General features: G+C 47.8%; 15 protein-coding genes. 10 read left to right on the top strand and 5 right to left on the bottom strand.

What is annotated here, in order from left to right:
• Positions 1–114 precede the first annotated feature (114 nt).
• Positions 115–1,047: a helix-turn-helix transcriptional regulator gene (locus tag LG211_RS14885; RefSeq protein WP_253020772.1), complete on the top strand. Its 933-nt coding sequence runs from the start codon at positions 115–117 to the stop codon at positions 1,045–1,047.
• An 11-nt stretch (positions 1,048–1,058) separates the two neighbouring features.
• Here the strand turns inward: LG211_RS14885 and LG211_RS14880 are convergent, their stop codons facing one another.
• Genes LG211_RS14880 through LG211_RS14870 form a run of 3 tightly spaced genes read right to left on the bottom strand, consistent with a single transcriptional unit; the run spans position 1,059 to position 3,789 of the window.
• Positions 1,059–2,165: an amidohydrolase gene (locus LG211_RS14880; protein ID WP_253020773.1), complete on the bottom strand. Its 1,107-nt coding sequence runs from the start codon at positions 2,163–2,165 to the stop codon at positions 1,059–1,061.
• The gene (locus tag LG211_RS14875) at positions 2,150–2,383 is read right to left on the bottom strand and encodes a hypothetical protein (protein ID WP_269477895.1); all 234 of its coding nucleotides are present in this window, start codon (positions 2,381–2,383) and stop codon (positions 2,150–2,152) included. The genes LG211_RS14880 and LG211_RS14875 overlap by 16 nt, the downstream gene beginning before the upstream one ends.
• A 26-nt stretch (positions 2,384–2,409) precedes the next feature.
• A complete protein-coding gene (locus tag LG211_RS14870) occupies positions 2,410–3,789 on the bottom strand; it encodes an MFS transporter (protein WP_269477894.1) in 1,380 nt (459 codons plus the stop codon).
• Positions 3,790–3,997: 208 nt separating this feature from the next.
• Here LG211_RS14870 and LG211_RS14865 point away from each other — a divergent pair, with 208 nt between their 5' ends.
• The 6 genes from LG211_RS14865 (at position 3,998) to LG211_RS14840 (ending at position 12,389) form a co-directional block, all read left to right on the top strand.
• A complete protein-coding gene (locus tag LG211_RS14865) occupies positions 3,998–5,353 on the top strand; it encodes an APC family permease (protein WP_253020776.1) in 1,356 nt (451 codons plus the stop codon).
• A gap of 106 nt (positions 5,354–5,459) precedes the next feature.
• Entirely contained in the window at positions 5,460–6,740 is a 1,281-nt protein-coding gene (locus LG211_RS14860) for an MFS transporter (protein WP_253020777.1), read from the top strand.
• A 22-nt stretch (positions 6,741–6,762) separates the two neighbouring features.
• Positions 6,763–8,502 carry an amidohydrolase gene (locus tag LG211_RS14855; protein ID WP_269477893.1) on the top strand — a complete coding sequence of 580 codons (1,740 nt, stop codon included), beginning with the start codon at positions 6,763–6,765 and terminating at the stop codon, positions 8,500–8,502.
• Positions 8,499–10,205, top strand: coding sequence for an amidohydrolase (locus LG211_RS14850; protein WP_269477892.1), 1,707 nt, complete (start codon positions 8,499–8,501; stop codon positions 10,203–10,205). The genes LG211_RS14855 and LG211_RS14850 overlap by 4 nt, the downstream gene beginning before the upstream one ends.
• A gap of 17 nt (positions 10,206–10,222) precedes the next feature.
• A complete protein-coding gene (locus LG211_RS14845) occupies positions 10,223–11,902 on the top strand; it encodes an amidohydrolase (RefSeq protein ID WP_269477891.1) in 1,680 nt (559 codons plus the stop codon).
• Positions 11,889–12,389 (top strand): GyrI-like domain-containing protein, encoded by a 501-nt coding sequence (locus LG211_RS14840; RefSeq protein ID WP_148397059.1) that lies wholly within the window; start codon positions 11,889–11,891, stop codon positions 12,387–12,389. Before LG211_RS14845 ends, LG211_RS14840 begins: the two co-directional genes overlap by 14 nt.
• 443 nt (positions 12,390–12,832) lie before the next feature.
• Here the strand turns inward: LG211_RS14840 and LG211_RS14835 are convergent, their stop codons facing one another.
• Both LG211_RS14835 and LG211_RS14830 read right to left on the bottom strand, forming a co-directional pair.
• A complete protein-coding gene (locus LG211_RS14835) occupies positions 12,833–13,699 on the bottom strand; it encodes a hypothetical protein (RefSeq protein ID WP_148397058.1) in 867 nt (288 codons plus the stop codon).
• 4 nt (positions 13,700–13,703) lie between these two features.
• On the bottom strand, positions 13,704–14,537 hold the full coding sequence (locus LG211_RS14830; protein WP_269477890.1) for a putative ABC transporter permease: 834 nt from the start codon (positions 14,535–14,537) through the stop codon (positions 13,704–13,706).
• A 176-nt stretch (positions 14,538–14,713) separates the two neighbouring features.
• Here LG211_RS14830 and LG211_RS14825 point away from each other — a divergent pair, with 176 nt between their 5' ends.
• From LG211_RS14825 to thpR, 3 genes are read left to right on the top strand one after another with little or no spacing between them, the layout of a single operon-like run.
• Positions 14,714–14,950: a hypothetical protein gene (locus LG211_RS14825; protein WP_148397056.1), complete on the top strand. Its 237-nt coding sequence runs from the start codon at positions 14,714–14,716 to the stop codon at positions 14,948–14,950.
• A 39-nt stretch (positions 14,951–14,989) separates the two neighbouring features.
• Positions 14,990–15,820: a hypothetical protein gene (locus tag LG211_RS14820; RefSeq protein ID WP_148397055.1), complete on the top strand. Its 831-nt coding sequence runs from the start codon at positions 14,990–14,992 to the stop codon at positions 15,818–15,820.
• An 8-nt stretch (positions 15,821–15,828) separates the two neighbouring features.
• Positions 15,829–16,365, top strand: coding sequence for an RNA 2',3'-cyclic phosphodiesterase (thpR, locus tag LG211_RS14815; RefSeq protein ID WP_269477889.1), 537 nt, complete (start codon positions 15,829–15,831; stop codon positions 16,363–16,365).
• The last annotated feature ends 45 nt before the right edge of the window (positions 16,366–16,410 follow it).

The raw sequence follows: 16,410 nt of genomic DNA, 5'->3' as shown, positions 1-16,410 counted from the left end.
TACTGCTATGAATAGTTTTTTTGGCTGGATATGGATTGCCGCGGTGTTTTAGGATAAAAAATCCAGGATCGTTTTGGGGAAAAAGAAAGAATAGGAAAGGAGATCGGAACAACAATGATCCAGACAAAAAAAGTTTCATGGATACAAGGGACTCCTCTTGGACTCAGCATTTATTCAGCCAACTCTCTTTCCACTCAGCTGCAGGAAGGGGTTCTTGAAATCATTATGTGCATAAAAGGGAGCATCCGCTTTTCATATGCATATGAAGAGTTTACCCTCCACCAGGGAGAGTTCATTTCCGTGGACCGGGATGCCTACTATCTGGCGGAGGGCGACGGCAGCATCTGTGTCTCCTTTTACATTGATTTAGATCCCTTTTATGAAAAATATCCGGCGACACGAAACTCCATGTTCGTTTGTGAGGGACTGAAAGAATCCGAGCAGCCCTATCCTACGAAAGCTCACCTGGAGCTGCAGGGTCTGCTGCTGGGGATTCTGATATATCTCAATGAGGAAAATCAGCCTGATCTGGAAGTGGTCAACCGGGCTACTGATAAAATCATGCAAATGATGGTGCGTGAGTTTGACATTCTTTTCTATCTCGTCTCCCGGGAACAGCTCAGCGAGAAGTATATCGAGCGTTATCACGAAATAAGCGTCTTTCTGTGGAAACGTCTTCATGAGCCGGTGACCCTTCAGGATCTGGCAAAGGAGTTCCACCTCACAGAATCCTATGTCTCGGAGTTCATTCGAAAGAGCGGTCTCAGTTTTAAAAAAATGGTGGCTTACAACCGAGCCAATGCCTCGGAAAAAATGCTGCTTACGACTGATAAAAGCATCGCTCAGGTTGCTGAAGCCTATGGGTTTTCCGACGTAAAGCTGTACTATGCTGCATTCAAGCGCTGGTACCGATGCACGCCCAAGCAGTTCCGCGATAAATATAAATACGGCGTGCAGGATGATCTGGAATATGTGGAAATTCGGGATATTAAGGATGATGTCATGCAGATATCCATGCAGAATCATAGGACGAAGTTGTTTTTGTAAGGGCTCTTGTTCTATCCTCGGTATACGATTTTCCCTTGCTTCATGGTCAACTTAACGACCGTTTTATATATTTGGCCTACTTCTGTATGAAACAGATCCCGGTCCAGTAAAATCAAATCCGCATCCTTTCCGGGGAGCAGACTCCCGGTCGACTTTTCCCTAAACCACGAGGCGGCCGCATAGATCGTATATGCTTTGATTGCTGTCTTTAAATCAACTTTTTCAGAAGGATTCAGGATATGCGCTTCATCTTCATAAGAAGCATCGGGTGCGCACCTGGTGATAGCCTGCTGGATTCCTTGCCAGGGACTGAATGGTATGGGCAGCAGTTCTTTGGTCACCCCAATCGGTGCGTCGCTTCCGCAGGTCGCGAGAACGCCAGCATCAAAAAAGCGTCTGAATAGATATTCTGAATCTGCCCGTTCGCATCCCAAGTACGCGACGTCTACCTCTCGATACATACGCTCTTTTTCAAACCATTGCGGAGTCATTACAGGAATGGCGCCCAGTGAAGCAAACCGCTCTAAATCCTGCTCTTTCATTAATTGAATATGTGCAATCATATTTCTTGCATGGCGGCTGCCATTTACAGCAGAGGCGTATTCCATACCATCAAGGGCGGTGCAAACTGCTCGGTCGCCGATGGCGTGTATATGAATTTGAAGTCCCTGTTCATCCGCCAGTCTGCAAATTTCATTAAAATCTTCGGGTTCCCAGAGCAGGGTGCCTCTATTATTTGGATCATCTGAATAAGGCTCCTCGACCGCACCTGTTTTTGCTTCACAAACGCCGTCCAAAAAAATTTTCACTCCACCCGTATAGTAATTTCCACGGTTAAACATTTCAATTTTTTGTTGGGCTGCTTTAAGCTTTTCCCGGTTGCTTGTTTCATGATTGGAGGGGATAACCACATCCATAAACAGGTTGATCGGCAAATCTTCATCCAGCATCCGCAGGTAGGCTTCGTAGGCCGGCTCATCGGATATGCCGGCTTCCCGCACCGAAGTAACGCCAACGGATACACAGTCCTCAAAAAATCCGCTGGCTGTGCCATCCTCATTACGATCAATGCGGCCTCCTGCTGGATCTGCAGTATCATTTGTTATTCCTGCGTCCATGATAGCTTTTGAATTGGCCCAGGCATTACGGTTTTGCCTGCCGCATCGATTATTTCCGTCGTACTCCCAATGCGGCTTCGGATGAAAGACTCCTTTCCTACACAAAAAATTTTGCTTCCTTTAACCGCTATGGCCTCAGCCATGGTATCTTGGTTATCAGCTAGATATACGTTTGCGTTCAGAATCACAATATCGGCTATTTCCTTTTTGTTTTCCATGTTTATAAATTTCTCCTCTCCAGGATTTATTTTATCAATTCCTTAAATTTTTCCACGCTGAATGGCTGGCCTGTTTTTTTCTGTTCCGTAGCCTCAAGAATTGCCTGATAATTTTTTTGATTAATCGGGTATAACCAAAGGAAAACAATTCCAAATAGAATGGAGATTGCAGGGGCTATGGTATTAAGGAAAAGAATCCCCTTTTCGGTTGCCGCAGATTGAACTGCCTGGGTACCGTCATAATTAAAAAACGAAAGTAATAAGCCGCTGATCCACATGCCTAAGGCAGATCCTAGTTTTTGCGCAAAGGAGGTCAATCCCGTAACAGCGCCTTCTCTTCGGCAGCCATGTAAAAATTCGTCCACCTCTATACAATCGTAACTTAGGGAATACCCTAAAATCCAAAGTGCTGAGTTTCCCAGCTGATATAGAAAAGAGAATATTACTAATTGGACAAAACTATCAATACCTACGACATAGTATAACACGCATCCTCCTGCGGCCAGAGCATTCAGCAGAAGCAAAGCGTTTCGTTTTCCGATTTTATTAGCGATTACATTACAGATGGGAAGTACGATGAAAGTGATCACCGTATAACATGTCCAATAAAATGCCTGTGTTGTTTCCGAAAGGCCCAAATTATTATTCATCAAATAAACCAGGGCCGCCGATTCAATCGAAAAGGAGATGCAAAGACAGATCATTGTCAGTGTAATATTTTGCAAAGGGCGCTGTTTTAAAAGTTCAATGTAATTACGCAGGAAGCCCCTTTCTATTCGTGTATTGGCATTCTTTACAAGAGTACTTCCGGCGGATAACTCTTTTCCTCTCGTAAAATTCCAGCAAATAAGTCCGCAGATAAGCCCGGCTCCGCCTATTACAAGCGCCGAAATGATCCATGCCAACTGATCAGAACCGCCTGCAAGAGATACCCTGTCCCAAATGAACATAGGAAGTGCGGTAACGCCCCAAACCGTGAGATAAATAAAAAATCCCACTACTGTTCGTAAATTATTGCGATCGTTAAAATTTTGCGTTAACTCCGCACCTAATGCGGAAAATGGTACCACATAAAAATCGTAAACAGTCCAGAACAAAATGCCGATTATAATATAGTAAACATAGGAGACTGTTGTTCCAAAATTAACAGCAGTAAACAGCAATACCGTAAAGAGAAGTAAAGGAAAAACAGCGGCCAGCATAAAAGGTCTCCGCCTCCCATATTTTGACGTTGTTCGGTCTGCGATATACCCTATGATTGGAGTAACCATTGCATCCCATAATATTACAATTAACGAAATTGTTCCGCCCATATAGGCAGCTGCTATATAGACACTTTTGTGGTGCAGGTGGGTTTCTTGGGTCGATATAAAAACCGAGCAGCGGAGGTGATCTTCAAGCCGCATCCGCCTCACATTCCGAAAAACCCATGTCGCCTGCAATTTGAGAAAAACATACTGAAGGCGGCAGGCTAAAAAACAAAACATTATGGTAAATTTCATGTTTTTTAAACAATAAAATACCCTAAAAATTGAATTGCAATATTCTGAAAATACTGTATTGTATAAATATAAGCACTCATCAAATGTAATTTGTTTATAGGAGGAAGAACATATGGAAGCAAAGGCTGTAACGGAACAAGGCCAGCTGAAACGAACGTTAAAGCTGCCGCAGTTATTTTTCATAGGAATGGCATACTTGTCTCCTGCCGCAGTTACCATGTACTTTGGTATTCTCAGCGTGTTGTCAGGCGGACATTATCCGATTGTCATTGCGATAACTGCAGTAGCCATGCTCTTTACTGCGATTAGTTATGCAAAGATGACCCGGCGCTATCCGGTAGCTGGCTCGGTGTATACTTATACACAAAAAACAATGAATCCTCATTTGGGATTTATGGTGGGATGGGCGATGCTGGCAGATTACCTGTTGCTGCCTATGGTTTGCTATTTGAGCTTCGGAATTTATCTCAATGTGGCGATGCCGTCAGTACCAATCTGGGTATGGATCATCATTGGAGTATTGATTGTAACCCTGTTCAATTTACGGGGAATTACAGTGGCTTCCACCGTAGATACAATCATTTCTCTCCTGGGAATTGCAGCACTGGTGGTAACCATCATTCTGGCAGTAATCTATGTGTTCGACGGCGGCGGAGAAGGAACTCTCTTTGCGACAGATATTTATATTAAGCCGGAATCCTTTACCATGACGGGTGTATTAGCGGCATCGGCTATTCTGGCCGTAGGTTTTTTGGGCTTTGATGCGGTTAGCACCATGGCTGAAGAGACGGTAAACCCCGAAAAGACAATCGGCCGTGCAGCCGTGCTTATCTGTTTGGGAGCGGGCCTCTTGTGGGTAGTGACAGCAATTATCATGAATGCGGCCTGGCCAAACGCCTTTTCAGAAGTTACGGATCCGGATTCTGCAATTACGGAATTTTATGTAAAAATTGGATATCCCATGTTCAACTACATATTTATTGTTCTTAATTCCGTATGCTGCATCGCGATTTGCATTACCGGCCAGATGGCAGTTTCCAGAATTATGTACAGCATGGGAAGAGACGGATTTTTGCCTCAAAAGGTGTTCGGCTATCTCAGCCCTAAGACAGGCGTCCCAGTATATAATATATTAATTGCTGGAATCGTAGGTCTGGTAGCAATCATTTTCCAGGGCAATATGACAGGAGCTGCTTCGCTGGTCAGCTTCGGCGCACTGGTAGGCTTCTTTTTCGTCAATTTGTCTGTCGTCATGCAGTATTGGGTCAAAGACCGCAAGAGAGGGGGAAAAGCTGTGTTTCAATATATTGTGATTCCAGCTATTGGAGCAGTGGTCATTCTTTACCTGTTTTTCAGCCTGGAGACAAATGCCAAAATTATCGGAGGAATCTGGCTTGCGGCAGGGCTCGTTTATCTGCTGTTTAAGACAAAAGGACTGAGACAGCTTCCTCCCCAAATCGAGCTGTAAACAGACTGACTTTACTGCGATACTTAGCGCACTTCGCAACTTACAGCCAAAGCGGCTGCCAATTATTACAACCTCAGGCACAAATTTATTTAAGGAGGCAATTATTATGAAATCGTTTACTTTCCGTGATGAAAATGGGAAATTCTACTATGGGTGGTGGATCGTCCTGGCCGCCGCCATCTTCTGCGGGCTGGTCTACAGCGGAATCGTTTCTGTGACCGGGGTGTTCCTAATGCCGGTTACCCAGTCCCTGGGCCTTCCCGTGGCAGGCTATTCTTTTTACATAACCATCATGTCCCTGACCCAGATCATAACCCTGCTTACTATTTCAAAACATTTCAATGAAAAGAACATGAAAAAGATCATGATTATCGCAGGATGTGTGGGAATTATTTCCTTTATTGGATTTGCCATGGCGAAATCTCTGATGTGGTTTTACATCTTCGCGGTTCCGCAGGGATTCTGCTTCGGCGCCTTTACCATGACACCGTGCCAGATCCTGGTCAGCAACTGGTTTGGCGAAAAGGCCAGGGGCAGGGCCATGAGTATCTTCTTGGCCATAATGTCCATTATTACCGTCATTCTCATGAACGTACTCAACTTTGTGATCCTTTCCCGCGGATGGAGAGTCGGCTACATCATTCTGGCCGCCTGCGTTGCGGTCTGCGTATTAATCGCTTTAAAAGTTGTCGTTTGGAGCCCGGCCCAAAAGGGAATCCAGCGGGTCGGCGACCTGGAGGAAAGTGAATTGGCAGCCATGCAGCAGGGAACCGCTTCCGGAATCGGCTTTGCCGCAGCCTTGAAAAAACCCATCACCTGGCTGGCTTTCATTTCCTGCACGTTGGCCGTTATCGTTTCTGGCTCGATCCTCCAGCACGGCATCGCGACCATGGTGATCGGCGGAATTTCACAGACAAAAGCCACAGCTCTAATTTCCACCATGTCCCTCATTATGATCGTAACCGGACCAATTATCGGCATTATCTGTGACAAATTCAAACTATCGGTGGCAGCGGTAGGCACCAGCCTCTTCTTTGCCATGGCAGTGTTCGGCCTGGCTTATACCGGTACGGCCGGATGGGGCATTCCAGTGTTCATGATCGGTTACATGTTCGGCGTTCCGGCAATCAATATTATCTCACCTTTAATGATGAGCCACATGTACGGAGAAAAAGATCTGAGCAGGCTGATCGGCTACGTGAATGTGTTCATCGGTATCGGCGGAGCCATTGGAGCCACTGCAGTGGGTGTACTCTACCAGACGTTCGGAGCTTATCATATTCCTTGGCTGATTATGACCGGCGTGCTGGTACTGGTAGCGGTAATTCGAGGAATTTGTACCTCCTCCAAGAGAAAGTACACCGAGTTCAACGAAAAGTCGTTATAAAAAAGATCGCGAGGCAAAGCATATGATAAACACGAAAAAGACTGCAGAACTGGTTTTAAAAAACGGGCAGTTGTACTCCATCGATGAAGCAAGATGCAAAAAAGAATATCAGGCAATGGCGATCTGCGGCGGACAGATTTTGTCGCTGGGATTGGATGAAGAGATGGAAAGCTGGATCGGTCCGGACACAAAGATCATCGACCTGGAAGGCAGGACCGTTCTGCCCGGGCTGGCAGATTCCCACCTTCATGCATCCATGACTACAGAACTGATCTTTGATTTTGATCTGCGGGGAGTTGATTTCGCGCCGGACAAAACCAGGGACGACTATATCAAAGAATATCAGGAGAAAATCAGGGCTTATGCGGAGAACCACAAGGATTCCGCCATCATCCGCGGCGCCGGCTGGAATCCCACCCTGTTTGTCTCCGACCCCATGGGGCAGCCCATGGCAGCGGACATCGATGCCGTCTGCCCGGATATCCCGATGATTCTCCGGTCCTTTGACCATCACTATTTATGGGTAAACAGCAAGGCCATGGAACTGGCGGGAATTAACAGAGACACCCCGTCGCCCCGCAATGGAGTCATCGAAAGGGGACCTATCGGCAACCCCACCGGCATTTTCCAGGAAACCACGGCCACGGACCTGCTGCTGCGCAATCTGCCTGGAGCCGACTATTCGGTGGAGGAATACAAGGCGGGGATTGAATATTATCAAGACAAATTTGGAAATTCTTACGGCACGACCTTGATTTTCGACGCATACTGCAGCGAAAATGCCAGAAAAGCCTATCAGGAGCTGGAAGAGGAAGGGCGGCTCAACCTGCGGGTCAGGTCCTCCTTTTACGCGGATCCCTCCCTGCCCGCCAGCCAATTCGATGAGATCCTGGCTGACAAGGATAAATATCGCACGGACGGATTTGCCATCCAAACCGTAAAATTTTTCATCGACGGATCCGGTCTGACGTTTTGCTTAAATGAGCCTTTCGAGAAGGATTGGCTGGCCAGCATCGGCATGGAGGAAGGCTACCGGGGCTATTCCCAATGGCGCCAGAAAGAACTCAATGAATACTTTCTAAAAATCGACAGCGCCGGGCTGCAGATCCACCTCCATTGCATGACCGACGGAGCGGTGCGCATGGCCCTTGACGCATTTGAATATGTGGCTGAGTTCAACGACTTGAAAAAGAACCGCCACACTATAACCCACCTGATGCTGGTGGACGAAGGGGATATCCACAGAATGGCCCGGCTGGGCATAATAGCGGCGATCCAGCCCATGTGGGCCATCGCCGACAGCATGAGTGAAGAGACAGGAGCTGCCATGCTGGGCGCGGAGCGGATTCACAGGACCTATCCCTTTGGAAGCATCAAAAATGCCGGATGCCGGATTACCTGCGGAACGGATTTTCCTGTGACCATTCCTCCCAGTCCTTTTCTTGGCATACAGACTGGTATCACCAGGACCATCACGCCGCCCCATCCGGAATATGAGCACTACAAAGGCGTATCCCTGGGCGCGGAGCAGGAAAAGGTCGGCCTTAATGATATGATCGAAGGATACACCATATCAAGTGCTTATCAATGTTTCCTTGAGGATGTGACCGGGTCTCTGGAAATCGGGAAATCCGCGGACTTTGTAATTTTGGATAAGCGGATCACGGAAACTGATCCGCAAGCAATCGGAAGCCTGCGGGCGGAGAAAACCTTCTTTAAAGGAAGAGAAGTATATCCTTTGAACGAGAGCGAGGAAAGATGATGAATACAGCGGACTTAGTTTTAATCAATGGAAAAACCCTATCGGTTGACCTGGCGGGCAGCGTGACCCGGGGCGAAGCAGCAGCGGTGAAAGACGGAATTATTATAGCCGCGGGCACATCGGAAGAAATGAACCCGTTTATTGGAAGCAGGACAAAGGTGATCGACTGCAAGGGCCATACGGTGCTGCCGGGCCTGTGTGACGGACACTGCCATGCGGCTTCCAGCGCCGGGACCTATGCTGCCTGCGATTTATTTAATATTTACCAGGAAGAGGGAGAATCCAACGAGGATGTCATTAAAAAATATACGGATCGGCTGCGAGCCTATATTGAGGCCAATCCCGATCTGGAAGTGATCCGGGGAAACGGCTGGAACCGGGCCTGGTTCAATGGTTCCAACGGCGACGGCAGAATGCCCAGCCGCCACGATTTGGATGAGGTTTTAAGCGACAAACCCATTGTTCTGGAATCCTACTGCTTGCACAATATTTGGGTCAATACAAAGGCTCTTGAACTGTCCGGCGTGACCGAAGAGACGCCTTCACCGGATACGGGGGTTATCCACAGAGAAAAGGATGGATATCCAACCGGCATCTTTGAAGAGGCTTCGGCAATTGAACTGATCAAGGCCAATCTCCCAGGATATGATTATACAGTGAAACAGTACAAAGAGGTGCTGCTCAAATACCAGAAGGAGCTGGCAAATAACTATGGCGTGACCCTGATCTGTGATGCCTTTCACACCGACAACGCCCGCCAGGCATATGTGGAGCTGGCTGAAGAGGGCCGGCTTACCATGCGGGCCAGGGGCGTGTATGCCCTGGATAACAACCGGGCGGAGGAGGATTGGCAGACGGCCCTTTCCAGAAAAGGAAAAGATAACCGGGGTGATTTGTTCCAGATCAATACCATCAAAATGTTCATGGAAGGCACGCCCTGCATGATTGAGCCATACAGCGCCCAGGTCAATAAAACCGCGGGCCGGGAGGAAGACTACCGGGGCGATCTCTTCTGGACGGTGAAGGAAGGCGCAGAATATATGAGCCGGGCGATTGAACAGGGCTTTCAAATCCACATGCACGCAATGGGTGATCAAACGGTCAAGACCTCCATCGACTGTCTGGAAGAGGCGCAGAAGCATTCGGACGGCGATAACCGCAACGTCATCGCCCACCTGATGGGCGTGCGGGAGGAAGATGTGCAGCGGATAGCCGATCTTTCTATCGTATGCTCCTGCCAGCCCAGATGGATGATCTATGATACGGATGTGGAAGACTTTTATAAACCATGCTTTGGCGAAGAGCGGGCCATGAAATTTTATCCCAACAAAAGCTTTGAGGACGCTGGGGCGATTGTGGCCTACGGAACCGATTTTCCGGTGACTCCGCCGCCCAATCCCTTCCACGAAATTCAGTGTGCCATGACCAGGAGCGTATTTCCTGACGCGCCCGACTATGATCGATTCAAAGGAAAGGTCCTGGGCGAGCAGGAACGGGTTTCTCTGACGGAAGCAATCCGGGCTTTGACCATCAACGGTGCCTACCAGAATTTCCTGGAGGATGTGACCGGGAACATTGAGGTGGGTAAATCGGCGGATCTGGTCATTTTGGACTGCGATATCGAGGCCGTGCCGTTTGATGAAATCTATAAAGTAGAGGCAGAACAGACCATTTTTAAAGGAAAGGTCGTATACGAAAAGTAAGGAAAAAGAGAGGGATTATGATTACGCTACTGAGGAACGCACGTATCTTCACTGCGGATGATGAACAGCCGTGGGCGGAGGTACTGGCGTATAAAGACAATAAATTGATCTATGTAGGAAAGGATGAATCGAGAACAGAGGGCGAAGAAGTGCGAACCATCGATCTTGAGGGGCGGTTTGTGCTTCCCGGCTTTATCGACAGCCACATTCATCCTGCGGCCGTTGCCATGAGCAGCTGGCACATCCCCATGCCCATGTTTGAAAACGTCCGGGACCTTCTGAGCTATGTAAAAGATTATGGAGACAAACATCCCAAAGAGGAAGTGCCGTTTCTGTATTTTGAATATTATCTGACCAATCTATTTGGTGCCGAGGGACCGACAAAAGAGCTTTTGGATACGGCAATCAGCGATCGGCCATGTCTCTGCCAGGACTTTGGCGATCATATGCACTGGGTCAACTCAAAGATGCTGGAGCTGATGGAGGTGGATGCTTCCACGCCAGATCCGGTTCCGGGCCTGGAGATGTTCGTCCGTGACCAGGACGGCAATCCTACGGGCTGGGTCAAGGAGATGGCTTGGTTCCATTTCGCGGATAAGATGTATGAAAAGATCGGATGGACGCCGCCGATCGAGGTGACAGAGCCGGCCATGAAACGAGTTTTAGACTTTTTTAAAGCCAAAGGAATCACGGCTCTCTTTGATGGGGTCATTGAAAGCGAAGAACAGATGCGGGTCCTGAAAAATCTGGATGATCGGGGCGAGTTAAAAGTCTATTATGACGGAGCGGTGCGCTTTTGGTCCTATCAGGATTTGCCGGGGAAGATCGAGCTTTTGCGCCATTACCAAAAACAATACGGAACAAAGCACATCAAGGTTCAGACCATGAAACTGTTTCTGGACGGCACCAACGAATCGGGAAACGGCGCTTATCTGGAGCCCCATGTCAGCGATCCTGAGGGCAAAAATTATGGAGAAATAAAGATGGAACAGGAAGAGTTGAAAAACTGTTTCCTGCTCTGCAACGACGAAAAGCTGGATGTCCACCTGCATATTGTGGGTGACCGGGCTTTCCGCACCGGATGGCAGGCAGTTGCGGCGGCTAAAAAAGAGGCGGCGCTCCAGGGAAAGGAATGGGGTTCCCAGATTGTGTTTGCCCACTGCGAGCTTGTGGATGCAGATGATATGGGAAAACCGGCTGAACTGGGCATCGCGGTCAACTGGAGCTGCCACTGGTCGGGCGGGTATTTCGGCGATGAGGCAAAGCGCTTTATCGGGGAGGAAAAGTGGAACAATATGTACCAGTTCAACCCCATGATCAGATTTGGCGCCCAGGTGGCGTTTTCCAGCGATGTCATAACGGATTACGAGCTGAATCGGGCCAATCCTTTCTTCGGCATACAGGTTGCCAATACCCGGATCGACCCCCAGTTTCCGCTGGATGAGGGGCTCTACCCAGGCGGCATGCGCCCGCCGGAAAATGCCCGCATCCCTTTGGAAACTCTACTGAAAGGGTACACGGCGGCGGGGGCCAGACAGCTTCACTGGCAAACCATCATGGGCAGCCTGACTCCGGGAAAACTGGCTAATTTTTGTATCGTGTCGGAGAACCCTTTGGAGGCGGATCCGGCAAAGGTAAAGGATATTGACTTTGGAGCAGTGGTTTTTGAAGGGGAGGTCATCTATGGAGAGCTATAAAGCAGAGATCAAAAAAATACCAGGCTGCATTATCTATTATAAAGACTATTTCGCGCCGTCGCTGGAATCCTTTTTTAACTTTACGAAAGATGAAAACTTTCTTCAGGATTTATCCGACCGGGTGATGAAGGAAAATCCCCAGATTCAGCTGGTGGATCCGGACTATAATGTGCTGATCTACATGGATGGAGAATTCCGGGATAAGGAGGTGCATTACCGGTTTTGCGATGCGGTCACCGGGTTTGGGCAAGACTGCGAGGCGTATCAGTTTGGAGAGCTGGAGCCGGTCACGGTTGTGTCAGTCCTCCACAAGGGTCCATATAGGAACCTGGGAAGAGCCCATGCATTCGCCAGATCGTGGATAAAGGAGCATGGCTATGAGCAGGCGGGACCGCCCAGAGACAGCGCCATCGACGGATGCTGGAACAGGGAGCGGGAAGAAGAATACCTGACAGAGATACAGATTCCCGTTAGAAAGGCGCGATAAGAAAGTCCTGGGCCTGGATGGTTAAAAGGGCCGGTTTGGAGAGCAAGATGCCAATTTTTACAGGAGTTTATCAGAATTTGAAGCCCCGGCGGGGTGAAGCAGTGAAGTGGGATTCCTGGGGAAAATCTGAAAAAAGATTTTACTTTTTACGCAAATTTCAACGGTTGCAGGCTCTCAGCTCCGTTTGTCAGAAGCCAAGCGAGGGTTTCCTCGATATGAGGGTCCGCAAACCTACAACTTTGCGTAAAAATACTTCAAATTTTTAAAAATTTTCCACGCGCTGGACCGGAGGGCGTCGGTTACAACAGAGAAAAAAAGTATCAGGATTGAATGCCACTGGGCTAAATTCTGATACTTTTAACTTTTTTCGGTTCGCGCTCTCGGCCTTGGGAGGCGCAGCTGTCCAACTTTATTAAGTTTCTTTAATGAATATGCTCAGACGCTTACGCGGCAGCTCGTTTTCTTGCGATGCTTCTTCCCACCAGGCACATCACAACCAGGACCGCCATCAAAATAAGGGCGGCCACACCCACAAAGGTAAAGCCTTTGGTGAACATTCCGGTCAACAGCAGCGAAAAAGTAGTGCCTTCGCCTGTTTCCTGGATGTAGCTGCTGAGCAAATTACTGGAAGTACCCAAAAGTACAAATACCGATCCGAGAATGAAGCTGATGAATGCCCACCAGATGAATCCCAGCTTGCTTCCCCAGAAAAGGGCGATGAGGAGAATACCGAGAATCAGGCAGACTGCCGACAAAGCCACTCTCATGGGTGTGCCCAGGAAGGACTGAACCTGGGAAATCGCTGCCATTTCGCTGCTGCCTGCCGCAGCGCTATCGTTCATCACCGGCAGCGTGTCATTGATTTCTTTAACGATGGCAGGACCGTTTTTATCCACATAACTGAGGACTTGTTTCTTCTGGCTTTCCGAAATGGTTACCCCGGTCTGCCCCGATAGTTCCGCCAGGCTGTCTTCCGCGATGCGCGCCAAATCCTCCTGAGTGAACTGTTCATATTTTTCGCCGTATAAAACCGAGTTGATTGCGGACGATGCATATTCTCCAAGGGCTTTGGCTGCGGTATCTGTGCCCATGGCCTGCTGTATAAAAGTCTGGACCTTTTCATCGGCGGCCTCATTAGACGCGGCCGCCTGATCGTACAGCTGCTTTGTAAAGTTCGTTTCTTGAATCGCTTTGGTCACCGAATCGGCGGAAAAGGAACGGTCACATGCAAACGCCCCCATCAAAATCCCCTGCGTGCAAATAAGCAGGAACGATATAATCAATGCAACAATAACTTTTAATACTTTCATCTCATTATCTCCTCTTTAATTTCCTATACTCGTCAAGCCGGCGTTTCATTTCATCCATTGCCTCAATATGCCGGGTGGATTTTACACCGGGAAATGCGTTCAGCAGTCTGCGCTGCCCATAGGTAAGCTTTCGTTCCAATTCTTTTTTATAATTTTTTATGTCGTCTTTTTCAGCAGCGATCCTGGCCTTGAGCTCTTCGGTTTCTTTCCTGGCCCGCTTTGCTTCCTCTTTCGCCATAACAGCTCCTTCATAAAGAACCTCGGTGATATCATCGGAAACCTCTTTGAGCTTGGCCGCTCCTTCATCGATCCGCTTTAATTCTTTGTTAAAGCCGATCATGGTCTTAATGGTTGCGGCACAATCCGTTAAAAAAGCGGCGCCGAGAACGGACAGCGCTGCAATTCCCAACGTATGAGGGAACCAATCCACCAGCCTCACTATGGTTGGATGGATGATATACACGACAAAGACGCATGCGAACCCCCACATGATGGAAAACCGCAGACAGATGTAGCCGCCAATATTAAAGGGCTCATCTGCATAATCCCACCATTTCTGATGAAACAGTTTTTCCAGGACAAAGCCGGTTATCCATTCTAAAATCGAGCAGAGCAGAATCGATGCAAAGAACAAAACCAATCCATGGGACGCCAGCGGCTCTAAAAGCCAGACCACGCAGGTCACGCCGACTCCGTAAATCGGACAGATGGCACCGTTCAGAAAACCACGATTGACCAGTTTGCCCTTGCTCAAGGCCTGAAAACAAACCTCCGTACACCAACCTAAAAAACCGTATATAAAAAAGAAAGCTGCAAGCTCATAGACGGATAAATCCATAAAAATCCCCTTTCCCTTGGAGCTATTATACCACAGCTTGGAAAACATGCGATAAGGATAATTAAAAAGATTAATTTTTTATGGAAAATAATGGTTGACAGCAAAAGCTAAATACGCTATGATATGGAAAACAATGTAAATGTAAAAAAATTACATAGAAAGGGAGCTATAAAAAGATGAAACCGTTGCCGCAAAAAAAGAACCCTCAGACAAAAATCGAATCTTTGCTTGCAGAGATCCGTCAAGAGACGTTTCGCTCAGGCTATCGGGAGGGACGGATCGAAGCCAGGATTTCAATCGTCCGGCGTATGAGAAGGATGGGCATGGAATGGTCGATAATTGAGCAAGTTACGGGCCTGAATTGGAAAGATTACCGGGATTTGCGGAAATACTGGCCTGGACAGATATCATAGCAGGAAACTTAGTTGTCTGAAATAAGGAAGGGCGTTATCATGGCAGTAATTGATCGGCAGACTTTGGCTGAAGGCTTCTCATGCGGCGATTTGCCCGAATGCGGGAAAAGAGTAGCAGCCTTTGCCCAGATGGCATTGGATTCCGTTCATAGAGATATGCTTGTACAGATATATTATGATTGGATCATCGCCATTCATAAGGAAGATTTAATTTTCAATACAGGGGAGCCCCATTATAAAATTTTTTCCGGAGGTCAAGCAGCGCTCCGCTACCTGGCACATAATTCGCCGGCTCGGTGCGGTACTGTGAGAACCCTGAGGCGGCTAAACGATCTGGGTATTTCTATGAGCCGGGAATTTTACCATGCTCAAGGGCAGCAGGTAGAGGCGGCGAATATACGGCAGGCAATGGGTTATTTAAATGAAGAATTCGGGCTGGACAAAAAAATCTTTGATCTTCACAGACCATGCTTTATACGGCTGGGTCAAAGCCATACAACGGAGCAGGACCATTGGCGAATTATTCAAACTGACATGAGCAGCAGCATCAGCATATATTTTTATCCTTGTTGTATTAATATAGAAGAACCGATTCATCGGCTGTTTCGCCAGTTGGCGGGCATTTGTTATAATCGGTTCCGGTCAGAAAAGAGAGATTTGTCTCGATCCATTGAGGACGAGATTAAAAGCTGGTGCTGTCCAGAAGTGGATCTGCTGACAGAAAGAAGGCAAAAAGAGATGATTGTAGAAGGCATTTGTCTCGGCCTTATACATGGGAGCCCTTTTGAGGACGGGAATCTTCCCAACAATGTAAAGACTAGGCGGCGTCGGATAAAAATGCTTATTCAACAAACGCTGCATAGATTATAGGAGAGAGCATGCGTATTTTTATCGCCATTAATTTTAATGATCAAACCAAAAATAGACTAGGGGATACAGCCTTAGCCCTGAAAGAATTTATGCGGAAGGGAGCTTTAACTCCTATTGAGAATCTGCATCTGACGTTAGCCTTTCTGGGCGAAGTCCCTGAGGATCGGATATACGATGTATGCCGTGCAATGGACGATGTTCACTGCCCGTTATTCGAGCTGAATTTTTGCCAGCTTGGACGGTTTCAACGCGGAGCAGAAGGCCTCTATTGGCTGGGAATTACAGAAAACCAAACACTTTTTGAAATACAGCGGAGGTTAATCGGTCAACTTCAGAAGAGGGGCGTTCAGCCGGACCGAAAAGCGTTTCGGCCCCACATCACACTGGCGAGACGAGTCGTGATGAATGGGGCGTTTAATATCAGCGATTTTAACCGACAATTGCCCCAGATCGGTCAGCAGGTGTACGGAATCAGCTTGATGAAGTCAGAGCAGAGCCATGGTAAGGTCTGTTATACAGAGCTGTACTTTAGAAAGTGTGATTAGACGATCCGCTCATTGGCTTTCATAAAACATAATTTGATGTTTGGT

This window comes from Hominibacterium faecale (assembly GCF_020734085.1).
Classification (GTDB): Bacteria; Bacillota; Clostridia; order Peptostreptococcales; family Anaerovoracaceae; genus Hominibacterium; species Hominibacterium faecale.
The sequence above is the reverse complement of the archived record's forward strand: the minus strand, read 5'-3'. Positions and strand labels throughout refer to the sequence as shown.